The following is a 22,124-nucleotide window of genomic DNA, read 5'->3' on the forward strand; positions in this document are numbered from 1 at the left end:
AATGAACACAACAACCTGTACCCACAAAGACAACCCTAATTTCTGGATCTTCGGGCTGTTCTTCTTTCTCTACTTCTTCATCATGGCCACCTGCTTTCCGTTCCTGCCGATCTGGCTGTCGGACATCATCGGCCTGAACAAAACCCATACCGGGATTGTTTTCTCCTGCATCTCGCTGTCGGCCATTGCCTTCCAGCCGGTGCTGGGGGTCATTTCGGACAAGCTGGGGCTGAAAAAACACCTGCTTTGGATCATCTCGGTGCTGCTGTTCCTGTTCGCGCCGTTCTTCCTGTACGTCTTCGCCCCGCTGCTGAAAACCAATATCTGGCTGGGGGCGCTGAGCGGTGGGTTGTATATCGGCTTTGTCTTCTCAGCGGGGTCGGGGGCGATTGAGGCCTATATTGAGCGCGTAAGCCGCAACAGCTTTTTTGAGTACGGCAAGGCGCGTATGTTCGGCTGTCTCGGCTGGGGGCTGTGCGCCTCAACGGGCGGCATCCTGTTCGGCATCGATCCGTCGTACGTCTTCTGGATGGGGTCGGCCGCGGCGCTGTTGCTGATGCTGCTGCTGGTGGTCGCGAAACCGAAGCCTAACCAGACGGCGCAGGTGATGAACGCCCTGGGCGCGAATCAGCCGCAGATCACCGCCAAAACCGTCTTTACCCTGTTCCGCCAGCGCAGAATGTGGATGTTCATCCTGTACGTGATTGGCGTGGCCTGCGTGTATGACGTCTTCGACCAGCAGTTTGCCACCTTCTTCAAAACCTTCTTCGCCACGCCGCAGGAGGGGACCCGTGCCTTTGGTTTCGCCACCACGGCGGGGGAAATTTGTAACGCGATCATTATGTTCTGCTCGCCGTGGATCATTAACCGCATCGGCGCGAAAAACACGCTGCTGATTGCCGGGGTGATCATGGCGACGCGCATTATCGGCTCGTCGTTTGCCACCACTGCCGTGGAGGTGATTGCCCTGAAGATGCTGCACGCGCTGGAAGTCCCGTTCCTGCTGGTGGGGGCATTCAAGTACATCACCGGGGTGTTTGATACGCGCCTGTCGGCCACCATCTACCTGATTGGCTTCCAGTTTGCCAAACAGTCGGCGGCGATCTTCCTCTCCGCCTTTGCCGGAAATATGTATGACCGGGTCGGCTTCCAGGAGACGTATCTGATACTGGGCTGCTTCGTGCTGGCGATCACGGTGGTGTCGGCTTTTACGCTGAGTGGCAGGCGGGAGATTGCTGCCGCCTCGGGGGCAGCAGCGTTAACACATCAGTCCAGGTAAAACACCTCTTTCAGCGCCGAACTCACCGGGCTGTTATCCGGGTTCGACGGCATAACGTCACCCATATATTTCCACCAGCGCTGGCAGACATCGGTGTTTGCCACCGCGTTCCAGCGCTCTTCCGATTCAATCTCCACCGTCGCAAACAGCAGGTTGCGAGCTTTGTCGAGATAGATGGCGTAGTGGTGCGCGCCGTGGGCTTTCAGCACCGCTTCCAGCTCGGGCCAGATCGGGTTGTGGCGACGTGCGTACTCCTCGTGCGCGTCCGGGTTTACCTGCATCACAAACGCTTTGCGGATCATAATGCCTCCAGGTACAGCTCGCGGACCTCATCGCGGCTGGCGGTGCGCGGGTTGCACGGCGCGCACGGGTCGGCGAGGGCTTTATCCAGCCAGCCTTCAATATCGGCTTTGGTGACGCCGAGCTGGCTAAATCCGGACGGAATGCCGACCCGGGCGCTCAGGTCACGAATCGCCTGAATAGCTGACATGCTGGCCGCTTCATCGCTCATGCCGCGCGTGTCAACGCCCATCGCCTGCGCCACGCGGGCAAATCGGGCAACCGCGTTCGGGCGGTTAAAGTTTTCGATGATCGGCAGCAGAATGGCGTTGCACACGCCGTGCGGCAGGTTGTGCGTCGCGCCCGGCTGGTGCGCCAGGGCGTGCACCAGCCCCAGACCGGCGCTGTTAAACGCCATGCCCGCCAGATACTGACCAAAGGCCATCTGCTCGCGCGCTTCCAGGTTGTGACCGTCGTCGACCGCTTTCGGCAGCCACAGGTTGATCAGGCGAATCGCTTCCAGCGCGTTGGCATCAGTCAGCGGGTGCGCGCCGACGGACACGTAGGCTTCAATCGCATGAGTCAACGCATCCATGCCGGTTGCGGCGGTCACGGAGGCGGGAATATCGAGCATCACGCTGGCATCGTCCACGGCGATATCCGGGATGATGTTCGGGTCGATAATCACCTCTTTCACCTGCCGCGCGGCGTCAATGATCACCGCGTTGCTGGTCATCTCCGCCGCCGTGCCTGCGGTGGTGTTGATCGCCACCAGCGGCACGCCCGCGTTTTTCACCTTGCCGACGCCGGAGTAATCGGTTGACGGACCAGGGTTGGCGGTGAGGATTTTGATCGCCTTGGCAGTATCAATCGGGCTGCCGCCGCCAAAGGCAATCAGGTAATCACACTCCGCATCCTGATATGCCGCATAGCCTTTTTGCACCAGCGCTTCCGTCGGATTCGGGAATACCTCATCGAACAGGTGATACGACATCTGATGGGCGTCGAGCGCGGAAAACAAACTGTCGAGCAGGCCAAGTTTCACCAGCTGGCCGTCGGTGACAATCAGCGCTTTTCCCCACTGTTTGTTTGCCACCAGATTGACCATATCGCCGATCGCGCCCGCGCCGTGCAGGCTGATTTTGGGGAGTGCCAACATAAAGCTCATGATAATTCTCCTTAATTACTTTGATTTTTATGCCCGGCGGCGCTGCGCTTGCGCGGGCCTACGGTTAAGTAGGCCGGGTAAACGCAGTGCCACCCGGCTATGAGATCCGTCTTCGCTGCATCACCCGGCGGGTAATAATCGGCAGCGAAATCACCACGATCAGCATCGCGCCGATAATCACTGACATCACAATGCCGGGCACGTTGAGCAGGCTCAGGCCGAAGGTCACCAGCCCCATCAGGAAGGCGGCGATAATCACGCCCACCATGCTGCCGGACCCACCGAGAATATTGACGCCGCCGAGCACCGCCATCGTCACCACCGCCAGCTCCCAGCCCATCGCGATGGTCGGGCGGGTACTGCCCAGACGCGAGGTGAGCAGCACCGACGCCAGGCCGGACATCAGTCCTACCAGCGCAAACAGGATCAGGTTGTGGCGCTTCACGTTGATGCCGGAGTACCACGCGCCGGTCGGGTTGTTGCCGATGGCGTAGGTGCGGCGGCCAAAATTGGTGCGGTGCAGCACAAAGGCAAACAGAGCGGCCAGCACGATAAACAGCGCGAACTCAAACGACAGCGCACCCCAGACGTAGCCCTGGCCGAACCAGGCGAAGCTCTCCGGGTAGCTGTTCAGCGCCTGGTCCCCGAGCAGGATGTAGGTGCTCCCGCGGTACAGGCTCATGGTGCCGATGGTGATGACGATGGACGACAGGTTAAAGCGCGTCACCAGAATGCCGTTGAACAGCCCGCACAGTAGCCCGACGCCTAATCCCACGCACACCAGCAGCGGCGTATCGACGCCCGCCGCCGCGCAAAAGCCCATCACCGTGGAGCTGAGCGCGATGGTGGAGGCCACAGACAGGTCAATTTCCCGGGCGATAATCAGCATCGCCATCGGCAACACAATGATCGCTTTTTCCGTGAAGTTGAACGTCGCGTCGGAGAGGTTCCAGATATTGAGGAAGTAGGGCGAGGCGAGCGCGTTCACCACAAACACCGCCAGCGTCACCGCCAGCAGGAAGCCCTCCCAGCACAGCAGGCGCTGGAAGATGCCCGGCGCAGAAGTGGGTTTGAACTCTTCAGATGTCATCATTTTGCTCATGGTTTCACCGCCAGTTTCTGACGTGCCAGCGCCGCGTCGCGCAGGATCAGCCTGCCTTTGCGCTTGTTGCCGCGCTCGTTCAGCAGCACAGCGATGACAATGACCGAGCCGGAAATCGCCATCTGCCAGAACGGGGAGACGCCGATCACCGGCAGGGCGTTGTTGATGACGCCAAGGAACAGCGCCCCGAACAGACAGCCGAGCACGCGGCCGGTGCCGCCCATGGTGCTGATCCCGCCAATCACACAGGCTGCCACCACCTGCAATTCAAAACCGTTAGCGACGTCAACATACGCAACGGCAAAGCGTGATATCCACAGGTAGCCGCAGAACCCGGCCAGCAGACCGGAAAGGCAGAAGCTGATGAACTGCATTTTCCCGGCGTTGATCCCGGTGTAGTACGCTGCCGTGGCGTTCCCGCCGGCGGTGTAGAGCGCCCGTCCGGTGCGACTGTAGCGCAGGAAGTAGCCCACCAGCAGCAGTACGGCGATGGCGCACCAGCTCAGCACCGGCAGGCCCAGCACTGACGCACGCGGCAGGCCGAGGAAGTCTGCACCCATCTGGTTGGAGTTCACCCAGCCGCCGCCGGAGAGCAAAAAGATCATTCCGCGGTAGATGCTCATGGTGCCGAGCGTCACCACAATCGCCGGAATGCCCAGTTTCCACACCAGCAGGCCGTTTATTGCGCCCATCAGCAGCCCAAGCGCGCTGGCAAGGATCAGCAGCGCCCAGACGGGCACGTCCGGGTAATGGAAATTAATCAGGGCGACAATCATCCCGGTCAGGGCCAGATTAGCCGCCATCGACAGGTCGATGCCTTTAGTGAGCAGCACCATCATCTGCCCGAGCGCGAGGACGATCAGAATGGCGGTGTCGTTAAACATCTCCACCAGGTTGCCCGGTGCGATAAACGATGGCACGCGGCTGCCAATGGCGACGACCATCAGGACAATCACCGCGCCAAGCAGCGCCTCGCGGTGTTTTAAGAGTGAGCTAAGCATTTATGCCGCCTCCTGTTTTGCACCGCTGGCGGCGCTGACGATGGTTTCCGCCGTCGCGTCTCCCGCCTGGTATTCGGCCACCATCAGCCCCTCGTGCATGACGATAATGCGATCCGCCATGCCCATCACTTCCGGCAGTTCGGACGAGACCATAATCACCGCCAGCCCCTGACTGACCAGCTCGGACATAAACTGATGCACGGCTGCCTTTGAGCCGATATCGATGCCTTTTGTTGGCTCATCGAGGATGATCACGTCAGGGTGCGTCGCCAGCCATTTGCCGATCACCACCTTTTGCTGGTTGCCGCCAGAGAGGGTCTCCACCGCCTGCTTCCAGCTGAAGGCTTTCACTTGCAGGCGTCTGGCGTATTCGTCTGCCAGCTTCCATTCGCGGTCGTCGTGCAGTACGCCGTTCGGATTGAGCCTGCTGAGCTGAGGCAGGCTGATGTTCTGGGCAATGGACAGTTCGATAATCGCACCCTGCTTCTGCCGCTCTTCCGGCACGCAGACGATACCGGCTTTGATCGCATCCGCAGGCTGGCGGAAGCGCCGGGGCTGTCCGTTGAGGATAATTTCCCCGGACGACGGTCGCGTGACGCCGGAAAGCGCCTGCATCAGCTCGGTACGCCCGGCACCCACCAGCCCGTAAAAGCCGAGGATTTCCCCTTTACGCAGGGAGAACGAGATATGCGCAAACTCGGTTGGATGGCAGAGGTTTTTCACCTCCAGCACCGTCTCGCCTTTTTCGCAGTCTATTTTCGGGAAGGTTTGGGTAATGGCGCGCCCGACCATCATCGACACCATCCGCTCCTCGGTGATCTCATTTATTGCCCCTGCACCGACGAACACGCCGTCGCGCAAAATGGTGTAGTGATCGGCCAGCTCAAAAATCTCGTCGAACTTGTGGGAGATAAACAGGATGGCTTTTCCCTCCTGCTTTAAGCGCTCCACAATCTGGTAAAACTCGAGGATTTCATGCTGTGACAGCGCCGCCGTGGGTTCATCGAGGATCACCACCTGCGCCTCAAACGACAGCGCGCGGGCAATCGCCACCATGTGACGCTGGGCGATGCTCAGGGTTTTCAGCGTTGCGCGCGGGTCGATTTGCACCTCAAGGCGGGCGAGAATAGCCTGCGCCCGGCGGTGCATTTCCGGCCAGTCGAGCTTTTTCAGGAAGCCTTTGTGAAGGTACTGACCGACAAAGATATTTTCGGTGACCGAGAGTTCATCAAACAGCACGGTTTCCTGGTGAATGGCGGTGATGCCCATTTTATGCGCCGACTCCGGCGTCGGAAGGTGAACGGGGATCGCCTTGTAGAGAATTTCGCCCTCGTCGGGCTGGTATATGCCGGTCATCACTTTGACCAGTGTCGACTTGCCCGCGCCGTTTTCGCCGATAAGCGCCGTCACTTTGCCGGGCCACAGCGCAAGCTGCACGTTCTCAAGAGCACGCACGCCGGGGAACACCTTGGTGATGCCAGAAAGCTGTAGCAATGGGGTCATGATAGTTCTCCTGGACAGGGGAATTTGTAGGGCGGGTAAGCGGCAGCGCCACCCGCCTTTTGCCGGATGGCGCTACGCTTATCCGGCCTACAAATCGCATCAAAAGATTTTTGAGAACTTATCAATATTGCTGGCATCGTAAACGAACGGCTCGGCCATCGCGCCGTTGCCGTCGGCATCCAGCTTCACTTTGCCCAGTTTGCCCATGCTGGCCTCGCCTTTCGTGGCGTTGCCTTTCACCAGGTCATCCGCCAGGTAGGTTGCGGCATAGCCGAGGTCAATCGGGTTCCAGATGGCAAAGCTCTTGCTCGCGCCGGACTTCACCGCGCCCGCCATCTCAGACGGCAGGCCTAAACCGGTGACGTACACTTTGCCAATCTTGCCCTGGTCCTTCACCGCCTGCGCGGCGGCCACAATGCCCACGGAAGAAGGCGAAACAATCACTTTCAGCTCCGGGTAGGTTTTCAGCAGGCCGACCGCTTCGCGGTAGCTCTTGTCAGAGAGATCGTCCCCGTAGGCCACGGTCACCAGATTGACGGACGGGTACTTCGGCAGCACCTTTTTCATCTCCGCAATCCAGGTGTTCTGGTTGGTGGAGGTTGGCGTGGCGCTCAGCACCGCCACATCGCCTTTCTCCACGTTCAGCGCTTTCAGGGCATCGGCGGCGAGCTTGACGTTAGTTTCGCCAATCAGGGCGTTATTGGACGGGTTGAGGTGGATCTGACGCCCGGCTTTCGCCACGCCGGAATCCCACGACACAACCTTGATGCCGCGCTGCATCGCTTTTTTCAGCACCGGCACGACGGCGTCCGGATCGTTCGCGGAAATCGCGATCGCATCAACGCCCTGGGCGATCAGCCCGTTCAGCACCTCGATCTGCGCTTCCGCCGTGGTGGTGGTCGGGCCGGTATAAATCACTTTTACATCGCCTAACTCTTTGGCCGCCTCCTGCGCGCCGACGTTCGCTGCCTCGAAGAATCCATTCCCTAAGGACTTCGCCACCAGGGCGATTTTCACTTCTGCTAAAGCGGAACCGGACAACGCCAGAGCGGCAACGGTGAGGATCAAGCTTGCTTTTATTTTCATTGCTTTTACTCCACTGACTTGAGTTAGTTGTAGGGATTGCAGGTGGTTTTCGCCCCGTCTCGGTGAGCGGGGCGCGATGTTGTTATTGGTACAAATCTAACGCCGACTGCATGGGGGTGACGCCAAAGCGTTTACCCAGGGCGATCAGTTCTTCCCGGGTGATGGTCTGCTTCATGCCGCCCATGGAATAGACCTTCACCAGCACTTCCGCGGATTTCTCGGCGGTGTCGATCAGGCCGAAGGTTTCATCCAGCGTCGGGCCGCTGCCGAAGACGCCGTGGAACGGCCACAGCACCAGTGAATGTTTCTGCATGTCCGTCGCGGTTGCCTGGCCGATTTCGTCGGTGCCCGGCACCATCCACGGCAGAATGCCGACGCCGTCCGGGAACACCACCAGACACTCGGTGCTGCCTTCCCACAGTTTGCGGGTGAAGAAATCAGAATTATTTTCCAGCACGTAGGTCAGGGCGATCAGGTTGGTGGCGTGGCAGTGCATGATCACGCGGTCCTTGCCATTGGTCGCCTTGATGCGCTCGCAGTGGGAGAGGAAGTGCGCCGGCAGCTCAGAGGTTGGCACCGCCTCATCCGTCAGCCCCCACAGAATGTGGTAGCCCGCGCCGTCGCTATCCACTTTCACTACGCCGAGGTTGGCCTGCGGGTCGAGCTGAACGTTGCGGAAGAACTTCCCGGAACCGGTGACGATAAACGGCGTGTTGGCGAGCAGCGGCATCGGCTGGCTCAGGGCGATATAGCGCGGCTTCTGGTGGAAATCGGCTGCGAAGGGTTCGATATCCGCATCGTCCAGGCGCAGCGTCAGGTTGCCGCCGTTGCGCTCGTCCCAGCCCTTCAGCCAGGCGTCGGAGGTGGCTTTGATCATGCCCTGGACGAACCAGGAGGTGGTGATGGTCTGCATACTGTGTTTCCTTTGAAAATGCCGGGTGGCGCTACGCTTACCCGGCCTACTTTTACCTGTAGGCCCGGCAAGCAACGCGCCGCCGGGCAATGTTTTTTACTGACGAGCGGCAAGAACGTCTTTCTCATATGCCCGCACGTTGTCCAGCCACTGGCTGCCCGCAGGCGCATCGTGACGCTGGCAGTACATCTCCCACACCGCCTGCCACGGCAGGGATTTCTGCTCTTCCAGCAGCGCCAGGCGCGCGGTGTAGTCGCCGTTTTCTTCCAGCTGTTTCAGGGCGGCGACAGGCTCCAGCAGCGCGCGCAGCAGGGCTTTCTTCATGTTGCGGGTGCCGATAACCCACGCCGCGATGCGGTTGATGGAGGCGTCGAAAAAGTCGAGGCCAATGTGTACGCGGTCAAAGAGGTTGTGGCGGATGATTTCGCTGGCAATGGCCTGGGTTTCGTCATCCAGCAGCACCACGTGGTCGCTGTCCCAGCGCACCGGACGGCTGACGTGCAGCAGCAGGCGTGGCACGTAGAGCATGGCGGCGGAGATCTTGTCGGAGATCACCTCGGTTGGGTGGAAGTGGCCGGCATCCAGGCACAGCGCGGTCTGGCGGCTGGTGGCGTACCCCATGTAGAACTCGTTTGAGCCCACGGTGTAGCTCTCTGCGCCAATGCCGAACAGCTTGCTCTCGACGGCATCGATGTGGTGCGCCGGGTCCAGCTTCTCGCTGATGGCTTCATCCAGCGCGGCCAGCAGGCGCTGGCGCGGGGCCAGTCGGTCTACGGTGATATCCTTCATGCCGTCCGGGATCCAGATGTTCATCACCGACGGCGTGCCAAGCTGCTCGCCGAAATACGCAGAAACGCGGCGGCTGGCTTTGACATGGTCGATCCAGAACTGGCGGATTTCGTCGTTGGCGTGCGCAAGGGTAAAGCCGTCCGCGCTCAGCGGGTGCGAGAAGCAGGAGGGGTTAAAGTCCAGGCCCAGCTTGTTGGCTTTCGCCCAAGCCACCCAGTTTGTAAAGTGCTCCGGTTTGATTTCATTACGCGCCACCGGCTCGTCGGATTCGAGATAAATGGCGTGCAGATTCAGGCGCTTTGGCCCGGGGATCAGGCTCAGCGCCAGCTCCAGATCCGCACGCAGTTCGGTGGCGTTGCGCGCTTTGCCCGGATAGTTACCCGTGGCCTGAATCCCCCCCGTCAGGGAACCGCCCGGGTTCTCGAAGCCAGCAACGTCATCACCCTGCCAGCAGTGCATGGAGACGGGCAGACGGTCGAGCTGGCGCAGCGCCTCTTCGACATCCACGCCGACGGCGGCGAAACGCTGTTTAGCCAGGTCCCAGGCTTGTTCAAGTTGAGTGGTCATGCGCAAAGCTCCTTAGTCAGTCGTTTTTGCTGAAACTGCGCCCGGTAGCGGGCAATTTCATGGCAGGGATGGGGGGTGAAGGTGGTCAGGCTGTTATTCGCCGTCACCACCGAACGGAAATCGTCGACGTTTGAAAGTTCGTCCAGGGTCATCAGCTGAATGCCGATATTGCCGAGCGTGGAGGCTTCAATCGGACCTGCCACCACGGTAATGCCGCAGGCATCCGCGCAGAGCTGGTTCAGCAGCTGGTTCTGGCAGCCGCCGCCCACGATATGCAGCTGCGTGAACGGTTTGCCGCGAAGGTCAGCCAGCTCGCTCAGGATGTCGGCATAGAGCAGGGCGAGACTGTCAAAAATGCAGCGCGCCAGCTCGGCGGGGCGGGAAGGTACCGGCTGCCCCGCTTCAAAACAGGCGGCCTGGATTTCAGCGCTCATGTGCGCCGGATTGATAAAGCGGTCGTCGTTCGGGTTAATCAGGAAGGTGCAGGCCTTCAGCGTTTCGGTTTCCGCGATAAGCGCGGGCAGGTCGTTGATGTTCTGCTCTTTCAGCACCCGCTGGAGAAGCCACAGGCCCATGATGTTCTTCAGCACCCGGTAGCGCCCTTCGGCGCCACCTTCGTTAGTGATGTTCGCCGCCAGTGCGGCATCGCTGGTGTAGGGTGTTTTGCTCTCAAAGCCCATCAGCGACCAGGTGCCGGAAGAGAGGTACGCCGCGTCTCTGCCGGCGAGCGGCGAGGCAATGACCGCGCTCGCGGTGTCGTGACTGGCGACGGCGACAACAGGGATTTCATTCCCCTGCGGGCAAAGCCAGTGGCCGATCACATTGCCCGGATGGGTTGGCGCGCCGAACCAGGACGGCGAGGCGCCCGTCCAGGCCAGCAGATGTTCATCCCAGTTATCGGTGTTGATGTTAACCAGCTGCGAGGTGGTGGCGTTGGTGTATTCCCAGTTCATGTTGCCTGTCAGACGGTAGCTTAAGTAGTCCGGGATCAGCAGCGCATGCGCCACCTTTTCGACCAGCTCTGGCTGTTGCTCAACCAGCGCGCGCAGCTGATACAGCGTGTTAAACGGCAGAAACTGAATGCCGCTGCGACCATAGATGTTCTCCTTGCCAAGCTGGGCGATGGCGTGCGCCATTAGCCCATCGGTGCGGCTGTCGCGGTAGGAGACGGGCAGGCCGACGCGTTCGCCGTGACTGTCCAGCAGTACGTAATCCACACCCCAGGTATCAATGCCGATACTGTCGATGCGAATACCGTCTTCGCAGACGTTGTGAAGTCCGGTGCGGATCTCTGCTTCCAGGGCGTCGATATCCCAGGTAACAAAACCGTCCTGTTTTTGCAGACAATTGGCGAAACGGTGCATTTCGCGAAGCGTAAGGGTGTGCAGGTCGCAGTCCCAGGTGGCGAGCATTACACGGCCGCTTGATGCGCCTAAATCGACAGCCACACAATGGCGAAAAGTCATGGTCGGGTCCTTTCTTAAGTCATTAGCGAGGAGTGTAAGAAAGGGAAGAAATAGCCACCTTCTCGCCACTGACAGCCCAAATCTCGCGCTGGCAAGAAAGCAAAGATGAACGTGAGGGAGTTCACAGTTTCCAGTAATGGCGGGGTTTGCAGGCAGTGTGACGCTGACCGCATTTCCTGATCTTTCCGCCTGTTTCTTGAAAAACCGACAGCTTTTGCGCGGTTTGCTGTCAAAAATTTAAGGTGAGCGTGGAAGGCCTTAATTACTATTTTGAGAACTTTTCTCATTGGTGGGGGCCGTTATGACCGTACTGCACAGCGTCGATTTTTTTCCTTCGGGGGCTTCGCCGGTCGCGATTGAGCCACGGCTGCCTCAGGCTGCGTTCCCGGAGCATCATCATGATTTTCATGAAATTGTGATTGTTGAGCACGGAACGGGCATCCACGTGTTTAACGGTCAGCCGTATACCATCAGCGGCGGTACGGTGTGCTTCGTGCGCGATCACGACAGGCACCTGTATGAACATACCGACAACCTTTGCCTGACCAATGTGCTCTATCGTTCTCCGGATGCGTTCCAGTTTCTCTCCGGGCTGAATCAGCTGTTGCCGCAGGAGAAGGACGGTCACTACCCCTCGCACTGGCGGGTGAATCAGTCCACGTTGCAGCAGGTGCGTCAGCTGGTGAGCCAGATGGAGCAGAGCGAGGATGGACAGGAGACGCACGCCATTGCCACCCGCGAGCTGCTGTTTATGCAACTACTGGTGCTGCTGCGGCGCAGCAGCCTGGTGGAAGGGCTGGAAAATAACGACGCGCGCCTGAATCAGCTGATGGCCTGGCTGGAAGATCATTTTGCCGAAGATGTCTGCTGGGAAACGCTGGCGGATGACTTTTCGCTCTCGCTGCGCACGCTGCATCGTCAGCTCAAGCAGCATACCGGGCTGACGCCGCAGCGCTACCTCAACCGTCTGCGCCTGATCAAAGCGCGGCACCTTTTACGTCATACCGATGAAAGCGTCACCGATATCGCCTATCGCTGCGGATTCGGCGACAGTAACCACTTTTCGACGCTTTTTCGCCGGGAGTTTAACTGGTCGCCGCGCGATATTCGTCAGGGGAAAGACGCGTTGCTTCAGTAACGCGAGGGCAGTCACCGTTTTTTTGCTGCAAAAAGGCTAATAATGTCCGGTTATTCGCCGTAGAGGTTATGGTGTGGCTGCTCAGCTCATTCTTCGCAAAGATGATTTTTTTGCCTCCGCGAGTCAGGCCGTCGCGGTGGCCGACCGCTACCCGCAAAACGTCTTTGCCGAGCACACCCACGAGTTTTGCGAGCTGGTGCTGGTGTGGCGGGGCAACGGCCTGCACGTCCTCAACGACCGTCCCTACCGCATCACGCGCGGAGACCTGTTTTACATTCGCGCTGAAGACAAACACTCCTACGCCTCGGTTAACGATCTGGTGTTGCAGAACGTCATCTACTGCCCCGACAGGCTTAAACTGAATGTCGACTGGGCGGGCAATATCCCCGGTTTTCATGATGCCAGAGGCGAACCGCACTGGCGCTTAAGCAGCAACGGCATGGCGCAGGTGCGCCAGACGATTTCCCAGCTGGAGCAGGAGAGCCAGAAGAGCGATCCGGTGGCAAACCAGATGTCGGAGCTGCTTTTCGCCCAACTGGTGATGACCCTGAAGCGCCATCGTTACGCCACGGATAATCCCTCCGCCACCACGCAGGAAGCGCTGCTGGATAAGCTCATCACCCGGCTTGCGGGCAGTCTGAACAAGAGTTTCGTGCTGGAAAAATTCTGCGAGCAGGAGCAGTGCAGCGAGCGCGCGCTGCGCCAGCAGTTCCGCACCCAGACGGGGATGACGGTCAACCACTATCTGCGCCAGCTGCGCATCTGCCACGCCCAGTACCTGTTACAGCATACGGAGCTGATGGTGAGTGAAGTGGCGATGCGCTGCGGCTTTGAGGACAGTAACTACTTTTCGGTGGTGTTTAACCGTGAGGTGGGGATGACGCCGGTTCAGTGGCGTCATCGCAGTCGAAAGGCAGCGTAATCAGTTCGCCATGCCGAGGCCGACGATATTGGCCGCAATGATAATCACCACACAGCCCAGGCTCAGCACGCCAACCGGACGACGCCCGGCATTGTTCCACTCTTTCAGCACCAGCCCAACCAGCCCGCCGCACAGCACGTAGAAGCTCATGTGCAGCATCCAGCTCATGTAGTCATACTGCGCCGGAATACTGGCGTGACCCCAGGCGTAGAAGAAGAATTGCAGATACCACATCAGACCGCCGAGGGCGGAGAGCAGGACGTTGGTGACGATAAGCGGTTTTGCCAGCGAGAAGTCGGCTTTTACCGACAGGTTCTTCACTTTTGCCAGACGAATGAAGCAGAAGCCGAGGTTTACCAGCGCGCCGCCGCCCATGATCACCACGTAGCTTGGCAGGGCAGCGTACAGCGGATCGACGCCCAGCGCCGCAGCGGCGTCGTGCATCGGTTTGGCGGCGTTCATGGCGAACGACATGCCCGCCGAGAAGACGCCGCACATCACCGCCAGCAGCAGCCCTTTCTTCAGGTTGAACTCTTCGGCTTTGATGCCCATCTTGCGTTCTTTCAGCTGGCCTGCGCGGGTGACGATGCCCACGCCGATCACCGCCACCAGCACGCCCAGCAGCGTCATTCGCCCGCCCTGAGTGTTGATCAGCACGTCGAAGTGGCCGTTGAGGATTGGCGTCATCAGGGTGCCAACAATCAGCGTAATGCCAATCGCGATGCCAATCCCCATCGACATGCCTAGGTAGCGCATGGTGAGGCCGTAGTTGATATTACCGATGCCCCACATCGCGCCGAACAGGAATACCGGCAGCAGGGTGGAGGCGTTGAAGGAGGAGAAGTAGCCCCAGAAATCGGGCAGCAGCATGGCGCTGATTGTCCACGGCAAAATCAGCCAGGACACGGTGCCGCCAACGGACCACATGGTTTCCCATGACCAGCCTTTCACCTTTTTAAACGGGGCATAGAAACAGGCTGCACTGGCCGCGCCTATCAAATGCCAGAAAATACCCATCGTAATCGCATGATTCATTTTTACATCCTCATCGTTTTTATAGCCGGAGGCTTCCCGCCGACTTGATGAGTGTAAAAATGAGGCGGTTTGGGAACCTTCAGAAGGTTGCCGCACTTTTGTTCAGGATGGCAATCAGCACGTTAAGCACGTGAGCAGACTCACAATTTTGTCATTTATCAAAAATCTAATAACCTTATAAAAACTACGGCATTGATAATCATTTTCAATATCATTTAATTAACTATAATGAACCAACTGCTTACGCGGCATTAACAGCTGTGCCGCCCGACAATAATGGAGAGGATTATGAGTTATACACTGCCATCCCTGCCGTATGCCTACGACGCACTGGAACCGCATTTCGACAAGCAGACGATGGAAATCCATCACACTAAACACCACCAGACCTATGTGAACAACGCGAATGCTGCGCTGGAAAGCCTGCCAGAGTTCGCTAATCTGCCTGTTGAAGAGCTGATCACCAAACTGGACCAGCTGCCGGCAGACAAGAAAACCGTGCTGCGCAACAACGCGGGCGGTCACGCTAACCACAGCCTGTTCTGGAAAGGCCTGAAAACCGGCACCACCCTTCAGGGCGACCTGAAAGCGGCTATCGAGCGTGACTTCGGTTCTGTTGACAACTTCAAAGCGGAATTCGAAAAAGCCGCTGCAACCCGTTTCGGCTCTGGCTGGGCGTGGCTGGTCCTGAAAGGTGACAAACTGGCGGTCGTTTCTACCGCTAACCAGGACTCCCCGCTGATGGGTGAAGCTATCTCTGGCGCATCCGGCTTCCCAATTCTGGGTCTGGACGTGTGGGAACACGCTTACTACCTGAAGTTCCAGAACCGTCGCCCTGACTACATCAAAGCCTTCTGGGATGTAGTGAACTGGGACGAAGCAGCAGCGCGTTTCGCCGCTAAAAAATAAGGTTGCATTGACGCCTGTGAGAAGCGAGTCTGATGACTCGCTTTTTTTGTATCTGAAGGAGTGGAGATGCACTACCCGGTGAATGTGTTTACAGGCAAGGTAAGGGAGTACGAAGGCAGCCGCCCGAGCGCCATCGCCAAAGTGCAGGTCGACGGTGAGCTGACGTTGACCGATCTCGGGCTTGCGGGTGACCAGCAGGCTGAAAAGAAAATCCACGGCGGGCCCGATCGCGCGCTGTGCCACTATCCGCGCGAGCACTATCAGCACTGGAAAGCCGAATTTCCTGAACAGGCGGACCTCTTCGTCGCCCCCGCGTTTGGCGAAAATCTCTCAACGGAGGGGCTGACGGAGAAGAACGTCTTTATCGGCGATATTTACCGCTGGGGCGATGCTTTGATTCAGGTCACCCAGCCGCGCTCACCGTGCTTTAAGCTTAATTACCATTTCGGCATTCAGGATATGTCGGCCCAGCTGCAAAACGCGGGTAAAACCGGCTGGCTGTATCGCGTTGTGCAGGCGGGACAGGTTTCGGCGGATGCGCCGCTTGAGCTGGCTTCGCGCTTGAGTGAGGTGTCGGTATACGAGGCCTGCGCAATTGCCTGGCATATGCCGTTTGATGACGAGCAGTATCACCGCCTGCTGTCAGCGGCGGGATTATCCACCAGCTGGACCAGAACGATGCAGAAGCGGCGGTTAAGCGGCAAGATCGAGAGCAGTTCGCGGAGATTGTGGGGGAAAGAGGTTCCGTAGAAAGTAGGCCGGGTAAGGCGAAGCCGCCACCCGGCACATACGGTTACGAACGCTTATACAGCGGCAGCCACAGCGTTAACCTCAGCCCGCCCAGCGGGCTGTCATCGGCTTTCACCCAGCCACGGTGCTGTTGCATGGCGGTTTCAACAATCGCCAGACCTAGCCCCGTACCACCAGATTCACGGTCGCGCGCCTCGTCGGTGCGGTAGAACGGACGGAAAATCTGCTCGCGATCTTCCGGGCTGACGCCAGGACCATCGTCATCGACAATGACGGTAATCCCGTCTTTATCCACCGAAAACGCCACTTCAATCTTCGTGTGCGAATAGCGCAGGGCGTTACGCACGATATTCTCCAGCGCGCTTTCCAGCGTGTTGGGGTTACCGTAGAGCGGCCACGGGCCCGGCGGGAAGTTGACGGTGAACGATTTGCCCATCTGCTCCGCTTCGAACGCCGCGTTGTCCAGCACCTCATGCCAGAGGTGATTGGCTTTCACCGTTTCGCTCACCAGCGCGTTTTTCTGCTGATTGCGAGACATCACCAGCAGATCGTTGATCATGCTGTCCAGGCGATGCGCTTCCGTCTCAATACGCTCCAGCTCTTTACTCTCACCGCTGCGGCGGCGCAGCAGGGCGGTACCCAGCTGTAAGCGCGTGAGCGGCGTCCGCAGCTCGTGGGAGATATCCGACAGCAGGCGTTGCTGCGCGGTCATCATGCGGTCAAGAGCAGAGACCATCTGGTTAAAACTGGTTCCGGCGGCCAGGAACTCCTGCGGCCCGGATTCCAGCTCCGGATGCTGCCTCAGGTTGCCCTGCGCCACTTCGTCCGCCGCATTTTTCAGCTTACGCGCCGGTTTCGCCAGGCTCCACGCCAGCCATAACAGCAGCGGGGAACTGACCAGCATCGTGACAATCAACAGCAAAAGCGGACGGTCAAACAGCAGGTTGATAAAGTCGGACTGGGAACTGCTCGCAGGGCGAATCAGATAGAGCTGGTAATTGTCTTCCCCATCCCGCACCGAGAAAGGACCGACCATCTCTACCCGACCATATTTCTTTTTCTGTGGGTGATCGGCATTATCCGCCTGGCCAATAAAGTTGCGGATAATCTGCATTTCATTGCGATCGGCCCCAATCACGCGGCCTTCACTGGTGACCAGTAAAAGACGTTGTCCGGGGGGCGCCCACTTGTCGATAGCGCGAAACAGCCTGCGCCACCACATTAAATCGTTCGGCGGATCGTTTGCCAGCTCCGCTTCCACGTGCTGCTCGATCATCACGCCCTGACGTTGCTCGCTGTCGAGTAGCTCCGTCATCTGGCGTGAGTCGAGTTTTGGCAACATCAAAACGAGCATTAAAACCAGTGCCAGCGTCAGCCAGAAGATGGCGAAGATGCGGGCGGTTAAGCTGCCTATCATGAAGCGGAAACCATCAGATAACCGCGACCACGCAGGGTTTTAAACCATGGGTGACCGTCTTTACGCTCCGGCAGCTTACGGCGTAGGTTAGAGATGTGCATGTCGATGGCGCGGTCAAACGGGGTGAGGCGTTTGCCGAGCACTTCCTGACTTAAGTGTTCACGCGACACCACCTGGCCGAGATGCTGCGCCAGCAGATACAGCAGGGTGAACTCGGTGCCGGTTAGCTCCAGCGTTTCACCATCGAAGCTCGCTTCCTGGCGGCCCGGGTTCAGGCTCAGGGAGTCCACTTCCAGCGTAGGTGAGCTGTTGTCGGTATTCTGCTGCTGCTCGCTCCAGTGAGAGCGGCGCAGGATCGCGCGAATACGGGCCACCAGTTCACGGTCGTTGAACGGCTTAGGTAAATAGTCATCCGCACCCAGCTCAAGGCCGAGTACGCGGTCAAGCTCGCTGCCGCGTGCGGTCAGCATAATGACGGGGGTCTGGTGTGTCTGGCGAAGCTCTTTCAACGTATCAATACCGTTTTTCTTCGGCATCATGACGTCGAGCAAAAGTAAATCGATGCTGTCGTCAAGGAGACTCAGCGCCTGCTCGCCATCATGGGCAACCAGGACGTTGAAACCTTCCATGTCGAGCAACTCCTTTAAAAGAGATGTGAGCTCTCGGTCATCATCAACTAACAGGATTTTATTCATTGTTTAAATACCTCCGAGGCAGAAATTACGACATCAAGGCTATCTAATCCATGACTTTACGTTGTTTTACACCCCCTGACGCATGTTTGCAGCCTGAATCGTAGACTGTCTCTCGTTGAATCGCGACACGAAAGATTTTGGGAGCAAGTGATGCGCAAAGTTACCGCTGCCGTCATGGCCTCAACGCTGGCCTTCAGTGCGTTTAGCCAGGCTGCTGTAGCTATCATCAGCGATAACGGTTCCTCAGCAGAGGGCGCAACGCAGCACAGCAGCCAAAGCCATATGTTTGACGGCATAAGTTTAACCGAACATCAGCGTCAACAGATGCGAGATCTGATGCAGAGGGCAAGACACGACCAGCCCCCTGTTAATGTTAGCGAAATGGAGACAATGCATCGCCTTGTCACCGCAGAAAATTTTGACGAAAGCGCTGTACGCGCTCAGGCCGAAAAAATGGCGCAGGAACAGGTTGCCCGTCAGGTAGAGATGGCGAAGGTTCGCAACCAGATGTTCCACCTGCTAACGCCCGAGCAGCAAGCGGTTTTGAATACCAAACATCAGCAACGTATGAACCAGTTGCGTGAGGTTGCACGGATGCAGCGAAGCTCAGATATGACGCTTTTCAGTAGCAATAGCAGTACCCGTAGTAACCAGTAAACCCTGTTTTCCTTGCCATAGACACCATCCCTGTCTTCCCCCACATGATGTGGGGGTTTTTTTTGCCCATTGTTCAGGTTTGTTAACGCTTTATTCATCCTTTCACTCCACCACCATCCGTTATACTAGCGCCATGGCATGACAGGAGTGTTTATGAATCAATCCTATGGACGGCTGGTAAGCCGGGCCGCAATAGCCGCGACGGTGATGGCGTCGTGTTTGCTGATCATTAAAATTTTCGCGTGGTGGTACACCGGGTCGGTCAGTATTCTGGCGGCACTGGTGGATTCACTGGTGGATATTGCCGCCTCGCTGACCAACCTGCTGGTGGTGCGCTACTCGCTGCAACCGGCGGATGAAGAGCATACGTTTGGCCACGGCAAAGCGGAATCGCTGGCCGCGCTGGCACAAAGCATGTTTATTTCGGGCTCTGCGCTTTTCCTGTTTTTGACCGGTATTCAGCAACTTATTTCGCCTTCTCCGATGAACGATCCGGGCGTTGGCGTGGTCGTAACGGTAGTTGCACTTATAAGCACACTTGTTCTTGTAACGTTCCAGCGCTGGGTTGTACGCAAAACACAAAGCCAGGCTGTACGGGCCGATATGCTTCATTATCAGTCTGATGTTATGATGAATGGGGCTATTCTTATTGCGCTTGGTCTGGCCTGGTATGGCTGGCATCGGGCCGATGCTTTGTTTGCGTTAGGGATAGGGATCTATATTTTATACAGCGCCTTGCGGATGGGGTATGAAGCGGTACAGTCGCTTCTTGACCGTGCGCTTCCGGATGCAGAACGTGATGAAATTTATGCCATCGTGACCAACTGGCCTGGCGTCAGTGGTGCTCACGATCTTCGTACGCGGCAGTCAGGGCCGACCCGCTTTATTCAGATTCATTTGGAAATGGAAGACAACCTGCCACTGGTTCAGGCGCATATGGTCGCTGAACAGGTGGAGCAGGCGATTTTGCAGCGTTTCCCTGGGTCAGACGTCATTATTCATCAGGATCCGTGCTCTGTCGTACCCAGGGCGTTTTGAGCTTTCGTAATTCGTTGTAAAAAAGTGAGCCAGAGCAGCATTTTGTGGATAAATTACCACCATATGGCCTGACCTGAATCAATTCAGCTGGAAGGGATTGATATACTATTTGCAGTATTCGACGGTTGAACAGTTTCTTCCGGCAGCAGATTTCAATTTTGCATTCCTAAGTTCAGAGGTAGTCATGATTAAGAAAATCGGTGTGTTGACAAGCGGCGGTGATGCGCCGGGCATGAACGCGGCAATCCGTGGGGTTGTCCGTGCAGCGCTGACGGAAGGTCTGGAAGTTTTTGGTATCTATGACGGTTACCTGGGTCTGTATGAAGACCGCATGGTTCAGCTCGACCGCTACAGCGTGTCTGACATGATCAACCGTGGCGGTACTTTCCTCGGTTCTGCACGCTTCCCGGAATTCCGTGACGAACACATCCGTGAAGTGGCTATCGAAAACATGAAAAAACGGGGTCTGGATGCGCTGGTGGTTATCGGCGGCGACGGCTCCTACATGGGTGCAAAACGTCTGACTGAAATGGGCTTCCCGTGCATCGGCCTGCCTGGCACCATCGACAATGACATCAAAGGCACCGACTACACCATCGGTTACTTCACCGCGCTGGGTACCGTTGTGGAAGCGATTGACCGCCTGCGTGACACCTCTTCCTCACACCAGCGTATTTCTATTGTTGAAGTGATGGGCCGTTACTGCGGTGACCTGACTCTGGCGGCGGCAATTGCCGGTGGCTGTGAGTTCGTGGTGGTGCCGGAAGTGGAATTCAGCCGTGAAGATCTGGTCGCTGAAATCAAAGCCGGTATCGCGAAAGGTAAGAAACACGCCATCGTTGCTATCACCGAGCACATCTGTGACGTTGACGAGCTGGCGAAGTACATCGAAACCGAAACCAAACGCGAAACCCGCGCGACCGTTCTGGGTCACATTCAGCGTGGTGGTTCCCCAGGCCCGTACGACCGTATCCTGGCGTCCCGCATGGGCGCGTACGCGATCGAGCTACTGCTTCAGGGCCACGGCGGCCGCTGCGTCGGTATTCAGAACGAGAAACTGGTTCACCATGACATCATCGATGCCATTGAAAACATGAAGCGTCCGTTCAAAGGTGACTGGCTGGACTGCGCGAAAAAACTGTACTGATTGGCTCTGTTGCCCGGTGGCGGCAAGGTAAATGCAAAACGGTAACCCTTGGGTTACCGTTTTTTATGGTTGCTCCCTCTCCCGTGGGAGAGGGTTGGGGTGAGGGCATCAGGCCGCTCATTCACTTTTTTTATTCCTGCACGTTATAGCCAATCTTTTTTTATTCTTTAATCATCGGTTAGCTTTCTGGCACGCTGCATTCATCAAAACACTACACAAGAGAGCTGGGCGATGAATAAATGGGGCGTGGGGTTAACATTATTGCTGGCATCGACCAGCGTTCTGGCAAAGGACATTCAGTTACTGAACGTGTCGTACGATCCGACGCGTGAACTATACGACCAGTACAACAAAGCCTTCGCGGCGCACTGGAAACAGGAAACCGGCGATAACGTGGTGGTTCGCCAGTCTCACGGCGGTTCCGGTAAGCAGGCGACATCGGTGATCAACGGTATTGAAGCCGACGTGGTGACCCTGGCGCTGGCTTATGACGTGGACGCGATCGCGGAGCGTGGCCGTATCGACAAAAACTGGATCAAGCGTCTGCCGGACAACTCTGCGCCATACACCTCGACCATTGTCTTCCTGGTGCGTAAAGGCAACCCGAAACAGATTAAGGACTGGAACGACCTGATTAAGCCAGGCGTGTCTGTCATTACCCCGAACCCAAAAAGCTCCGGCGGCGCACGCTGGAACTATCTGGCAGCCTGGGGCTACGCGCTGCACCACAACAACGGCGATCAGGCCAAAGCACAGGACTTCGTCAAAGCACTGTTTAAAAACGTCGAAGTGCTGGACTCCGGCGCGCGCGGTGCAACCAACACCTTCGTCGAACGCGGCATTGGCGACGTGCTGATCGCCTGGGAAAACGAAGCCCTGCTGGCGACCAACGAGCTGGGTAAAGACAAGTTCGAGATCGTCACCCCGAGCGAATCGATCCTGGCTGAGCCGACCGTCTCCGTCGTCGATAAGGTTGTTGATAAGAAGGGCACCAAAGCGGTGGCGGAAGCCTATCTGAAGTACCTCTACTCACCTGAAGGGCAGGAAATTGCGGCGAAAAACTTCTACCGCCCACGCGATGAGGCCGTCGCGAAGAAATACGAAAACGCCTTCCCGAAACTGAAGCTGTTCACTATTGATGATGTGTTTGGCGGCTGGACCAAAGCGCAGAAAGAGCACTTCTCTAACGGCGGCACCTTCGACCAGATCAGCAAGCGCTAAGCGTTTTACAAAGAACGACACGGTAACCCGGTGTGAGAAATC

21 protein-coding genes are annotated in these 22,124 nt (G+C 57.6%); 9 read left to right on the top strand and 12 right to left on the bottom strand.

Annotated elements, in window-relative coordinates; translation table 11 throughout:
• Position 1: 1 nt before the first annotated feature.
• Complete coding sequence (locus SK58_RS02425; RefSeq protein ID WP_015569924.1) at positions 2–1,279, top strand: MFS transporter; 1,278 nt, start codon at positions 2–4, stop codon at positions 1,277–1,279.
• Here the strand turns inward: SK58_RS02425 and rhaM are convergent.
• The 9 genes from rhaM to rhaB form a co-directional block, all read right to left on the bottom strand.
• Complete coding sequence (rhaM, locus tag SK58_RS02430) at positions 1,267–1,581, bottom strand: L-rhamnose mutarotase (RefSeq protein ID WP_015569925.1); 315 nt, start codon at positions 1,579–1,581, stop codon at positions 1,267–1,269. The genes SK58_RS02425 and rhaM overlap by 13 nt on opposite strands.
• Complete coding sequence (gene fucO / locus SK58_RS02435; protein ID WP_003861980.1) at positions 1,578–2,726, bottom strand: lactaldehyde reductase; 1,149 nt, start codon at positions 2,724–2,726, stop codon at positions 1,578–1,580. The genes rhaM and fucO overlap by 4 nt, the downstream gene beginning before the upstream one ends.
• 97 nt (positions 2,727–2,823) lie before the next feature.
• Entirely contained in the window at positions 2,824–3,828 is a 1,005-nt protein-coding gene (locus SK58_RS02440) for an ABC transporter permease (protein ID WP_048219322.1), read from the bottom strand.
• A complete protein-coding gene (locus SK58_RS02445) occupies positions 3,825–4,829 on the bottom strand; it encodes an ABC transporter permease (RefSeq protein WP_045327161.1) in 1,005 nt (334 codons plus the stop codon). Before SK58_RS02445 ends, SK58_RS02440 begins: the two co-directional genes overlap by 4 nt.
• A complete protein-coding gene (locus SK58_RS02450; protein ID WP_045338758.1) occupies positions 4,830–6,332 on the bottom strand; it encodes a sugar ABC transporter ATP-binding protein in 1,503 nt (500 codons plus the stop codon). It abuts the gene before it with no gap.
• Between the two features lie 99 nt (positions 6,333–6,431).
• Positions 6,432–7,418: a rhamnose ABC transporter substrate-binding protein gene (gene rhaS, locus SK58_RS02455; RefSeq protein WP_015569929.1), complete on the bottom strand. Its 987-nt coding sequence runs from the start codon at positions 7,416–7,418 to the stop codon at positions 6,432–6,434.
• A gap of 82 nt (positions 7,419–7,500) precedes the next feature.
• Entirely contained in the window at positions 7,501–8,331 is an 831-nt protein-coding gene (gene rhaD, locus SK58_RS02460; protein WP_015569930.1) for a rhamnulose-1-phosphate aldolase, read from the bottom strand.
• Between the two features lie 96 nt (positions 8,332–8,427).
• Positions 8,428–9,687: an L-rhamnose isomerase gene (gene rhaA / locus SK58_RS02465; protein WP_015569931.1), complete on the bottom strand. Its 1,260-nt coding sequence runs from the start codon at positions 9,685–9,687 to the stop codon at positions 8,428–8,430.
• Positions 9,684–11,153, bottom strand: a complete 1,470-nt coding sequence (rhaB, locus tag SK58_RS02470) for a rhamnulokinase (RefSeq protein WP_023304642.1) — start codon at positions 11,151–11,153, stop codon at positions 9,684–9,686. The genes rhaA and rhaB overlap by 4 nt, the downstream gene beginning before the upstream one ends.
• A 301-nt stretch (positions 11,154–11,454) precedes the next feature.
• Here rhaB and rhaS (SK58_RS02480) point away from each other — a divergent pair, with 301 nt between their 5' ends.
• Complete coding sequence (rhaS, locus tag SK58_RS02480; RefSeq protein WP_015569934.1) at positions 11,455–12,291, top strand: HTH-type transcriptional activator RhaS; 837 nt, start codon at positions 11,455–11,457, stop codon at positions 12,289–12,291.
• Positions 12,292–12,364: 73 nt separating this feature from the next.
• Entirely contained in the window at positions 12,365–13,213 is an 849-nt protein-coding gene (rhaR, locus tag SK58_RS02485; RefSeq protein WP_017382695.1) for an HTH-type transcriptional activator RhaR, read from the top strand.
• On the opposite strand, the gene rhaT is transcribed toward rhaR, so the two are convergent.
• Positions 13,214–14,248 carry an L-rhamnose/proton symporter RhaT gene (rhaT, locus tag SK58_RS02490; RefSeq protein WP_017694058.1) on the bottom strand — a complete coding sequence of 345 codons (1,035 nt, stop codon included), beginning with the start codon at positions 14,246–14,248 and terminating at the stop codon, positions 13,214–13,216. It abuts the gene before it with no gap.
• Between the two features lie 288 nt (positions 14,249–14,536).
• Here rhaT and sodA point away from each other — a divergent pair, with 288 nt between their 5' ends.
• Positions 14,537–15,157 carry a superoxide dismutase [Mn] gene (sodA, locus tag SK58_RS02495; RefSeq protein WP_003861999.1) on the top strand — a complete coding sequence of 207 codons (621 nt, stop codon included), beginning with the start codon at positions 14,537–14,539 and terminating at the stop codon, positions 15,155–15,157.
• Positions 15,158–15,223: 66 nt separating this feature from the next.
• Positions 15,224–15,907 (top strand): 6-hydroxyaminopurine reductase, encoded by a 684-nt coding sequence (gene yiiM / locus SK58_RS02500; RefSeq protein WP_017382697.1) that lies wholly within the window; start codon positions 15,224–15,226, stop codon positions 15,905–15,907.
• 43 nt (positions 15,908–15,950) lie between these two features.
• Here yiiM and cpxA read toward each other — a convergent pair whose 3' ends face one another.
• Positions 15,951–17,324 (bottom strand): envelope stress sensor histidine kinase CpxA, encoded by a 1,374-nt coding sequence (cpxA, locus tag SK58_RS02505; RefSeq protein ID WP_015569937.1) that lies wholly within the window; start codon positions 17,322–17,324, stop codon positions 15,951–15,953.
• Positions 17,321–18,019, bottom strand: a complete 699-nt coding sequence (cpxR, locus tag SK58_RS02510; protein ID WP_003862004.1) for an envelope stress response regulator transcription factor CpxR — start codon at positions 18,017–18,019, stop codon at positions 17,321–17,323. Before cpxR ends, cpxA begins: the two co-directional genes overlap by 4 nt.
• A gap of 150 nt (positions 18,020–18,169) precedes the next feature.
• On the opposite strand from cpxR, the gene cpxP reads away from it, so the two are divergent.
• The 4 genes from cpxP (at position 18,170) to SK58_RS02530 (ending at position 22,082) form a co-directional block, all read left to right on the top strand.
• Positions 18,170–18,676, top strand: a complete 507-nt coding sequence (gene cpxP, locus SK58_RS02515) for a cell-envelope stress modulator CpxP (RefSeq protein ID WP_003862006.1) — start codon at positions 18,170–18,172, stop codon at positions 18,674–18,676.
• Positions 18,677–18,829: 153 nt separating this feature from the next.
• Complete coding sequence (gene fieF / locus SK58_RS02520) at positions 18,830–19,714, top strand: CDF family cation-efflux transporter FieF (RefSeq protein WP_048219324.1); 885 nt, start codon at positions 18,830–18,832, stop codon at positions 19,712–19,714.
• 184 nt (positions 19,715–19,898) lie between these two features.
• Positions 19,899–20,861, top strand: coding sequence for a 6-phosphofructokinase (gene pfkA / locus SK58_RS02525; protein ID WP_003862009.1), 963 nt, complete (start codon positions 19,899–19,901; stop codon positions 20,859–20,861).
• Between the two features lie 231 nt (positions 20,862–21,092).
• Positions 21,093–22,082: a sulfate ABC transporter substrate-binding protein gene (locus SK58_RS02530; protein ID WP_003862012.1), complete on the top strand. Its 990-nt coding sequence runs from the start codon at positions 21,093–21,095 to the stop codon at positions 22,080–22,082.
• The last annotated feature ends 42 nt before the right edge of the window (positions 22,083–22,124 follow it).

Source organism: Enterobacter sp. BIDMC93 (assembly GCF_001037805.1).
In the GTDB taxonomy this organism is placed as follows: Bacteria; Pseudomonadota; Gammaproteobacteria; order Enterobacterales; family Enterobacteriaceae; genus Enterobacter; species Enterobacter hormaechei_C.